Genomic DNA, 2,591 nt, shown 5'->3' on the forward strand with positions numbered 1-2,591 from the left:
CGTCAAAAGCTCGGTCGTCTTGCCCAGGCCCTGGGCGAAGGTAATGGTGATCTTCACCCGGCCGTTGGTGCGCTTCTCGATCTGGGCGGCGAAGTCCTTCTCGAGCTGCACGAACGGGCTGTCGGCGAGATAGTGGCCCCAGCGCAGCTGGTACTTCGCCTGCGCGAAGGCGCTGCCCGCGGCCAGGCTTAGCGCGGCAGCGCCCGCGCAAAGCGAAAACGAAACTCGGCGCTTCATGTCTTCCCCTCCTCTTAGGATTCTCAAGCTCGAACGCCGCTATCGACGGCGGCCATAACCGATATCGACGGCACCGATACCGAATGCAACATCTATCTTCCGCTGCCATACTTCCGCTGCCCATTGCAAATGTCAAGCGGCCGAGGTGGCCGAGGGATGTACGACCTTCTGATCCGGGGCGACCGCGTGGTCACGCCGCATGGCGTCGGACCATGGGAGATCGCCGTCAAGAACGGGGTGATCGCGGCGCTCGGCGCGCGCGGCAGCTTCGCGCCGGCCGAGGCGGCGCGCACCATCGACGCCGGGCCGGGCATCGTCCTGCCCGGCGGCATCGATCCCCACGTGCACTGCTCCTGGTACATGCCGCCCATGCGCCCCGGCGAGCCCGCGGGCCTGAGCGGGCCGCCCGAGCAGGTCAGCCGCGCCGCGCTGTGGGGCGGCACCACCACGCTGATCGACTTCGCCGCCTGCAAGCCCGACCGCGAAGGCGACGAGTCCTCGAGCCAGGGCCTGCGCGAGGCGATCGAGGCGCGCGACAAGGACTTCGCCGGCCGCTGCTATTGCGACTACGCCTACCACGTCATGCTGCGCGGGCGAGTGCCGCCTGCCACCGTCGGCGAGCTGGCCGAGGCGGTGCAGGCCGGCTACCCCACGGTGAAGGTCTTCACCACCGACATCACGCCGAGCCGGCGCGGCCGCATGGTGCGCTTCGGCGACCTGTGGGAGATCTTCAAGGTGCTGTCGCGCGCGGGCGGGCTGGCGGTGGTCCACGCCGAGGACAACGACATCGTCATGCACATGTACGACAAGCTGTTCGCGGAGGACCGCACCGGCTTCGAGCACATGGCCGAGGTGCACAACACGCTCTCGGAGGACCTGTCCTTCCGCCGCGTGATCCGCCTGGCCGAGAACGTCGAAGGCATGGCGCTCTACATGATGCACGTCAGCGCGGCCGCCGGCGTGCAGGCGATCGCCGAAAGCCGCGCGCGCGGCTTCCCGATCTACGGGGAGACGCTGCACCAGTACCTGCTGTACACGAGCGAGGACTACCGCAAGCCGAACGGGCAGGTCTACCACACCTATCCGTCGCTCAAGTCGCGGCGCGACCAGCAGGCGCTGTGGGACGGCCTGGCCCGCGGCGAGCTGCATTGCGTCGCCACCGACGAGGTCTGCTGCAACCTGGCGGTCAAGGTGCGCGGCCGGCGCATCGACGACACCACCGGCGGCAATTCGGGCGTCGAGCCCCGCCTGGCGGTGATGTACACCGAGACGGTCGAGAAGCGCGGCTATTCCCTGGAGAAGTTCGCCGACGTCGTGTCCGGCAACGCCGCGCGCCTCCTCGGCCTCTACCCGCGCAAGGGCGCCATCGCGGTGGGCAGCGACGCCGATCTGACCGTCCTCGACACCAGCCGGCGCCGCACGGTGCGCGCCGAGGATCTGCACGAGAGCGACTACACGCCCTGGGAAGGCAAGGAAGTGGGCGGCTGGCCGGTGCTGACGGTGCTGCGCGGCAAGGTCATGGTCGCCGAAGGCCGTTTCCACGGCGACCTGAAGGACGGGCAGTACCTGAAGCGGCGCATCCCCGATGCGGTCCGCGCGCATCGCAAGGGAGAAGCGGCACCATGAAGGTCGCCTGCTTCCACCAGTTCGGCGGTCCCGAGGTGCTCGTCTGCGAGGACGCCCCGCAACCCGCGCCGGGACCCGGCGAAGCGGTGGTCCGCATCCGGGCGACCGGCATCAACCACGTGGATCTCGACGTGCGCTCCGGCGTCTCGCGCCTGCCGGTGCGGTTTCCGCACGTCCTCGGGCGCGAGTTCGCCGGCGAAATCGCCGCCCTCGGCGGCAAGGCAGGCGCGCTCAAGGAGGGCGACCGCGTCTGGGTCACCTGCCGCGTGCCCTGCGGCGCCTGCGAATACTGCCTGAGCGGGCGCGACAACCTGTGCGTCCGCGAAGGCTTTTTCGGCATGGACCTGCCGGGCGGCTACGCCCAGTACGCAACCGTGCCGATCGCCAACCTGAACGCCCTGCCGCCGCAGGTCGGCTTCGAGGACGCCGCCGCCAGCCAGATCGCCTTCGGCACCGCCTGGCACGTGCTGATCAACCGCGGCGGCCTGCAGGCGGGCCAGAGCGTGCTGATCCAGGCGGCGGGCTCCGGCATCGGCAGCGCCGCCGTCCAGGTGGCGCGGCTCGCCGGCGCCACCATCTTCGCCACCGCGAGCAGCGACGCGAAGCTCGAGCGCGCCCGGGCGCTGGGCGCGCAGTACCTGATCAATTACAGCAAGGAGAATTTCGCCGAGCGGGTGCGCGAGCTTACCGGCGGCAAAGGGGTCGACGTGGTCATGGAGCACGTGGGT

At 69.7% G+C, this 2,591-nt stretch carries 3 protein-coding genes; 2 read left to right on the forward strand and 1 reads right to left on the reverse strand.

The genetic code is table 11. From position 1 onward, the window contains the following. The coding region (locus VFM98_RS24875) for a hypothetical protein (protein ID WP_414709083.1) at positions 1-237 on the reverse strand (237 nt) is incomplete at its 3' end. Between the two features lie 156 nt (positions 238-393). Between VFM98_RS24875 and VFM98_RS24880 the strand changes: the two genes are divergently transcribed. Together VFM98_RS24880 and VFM98_RS24885 are read left to right on the forward strand one after the other, a co-directional pair. Then, positions 394-1,863: an amidohydrolase family protein gene (locus VFM98_RS24880; RefSeq protein ID WP_325112573.1), complete on the forward strand. Its 1,470-nt coding sequence runs from the start codon at positions 394-396 to the stop codon at positions 1,861-1,863. Next, a partial coding sequence (locus VFM98_RS24885; protein WP_325112574.1) for an alcohol dehydrogenase catalytic domain-containing protein occupies positions 1,860-2,591 on the forward strand: 732 nt, incomplete at its 3' end. The genes VFM98_RS24880 and VFM98_RS24885, both read left to right, overlap by 4 nt.

Source organism: Ramlibacter sp. (assembly GCF_035706265.1).
In the GTDB taxonomy this organism is placed as follows: Bacteria; Pseudomonadota; Gammaproteobacteria; order Burkholderiales; family Burkholderiaceae_C; genus Ramlibacter.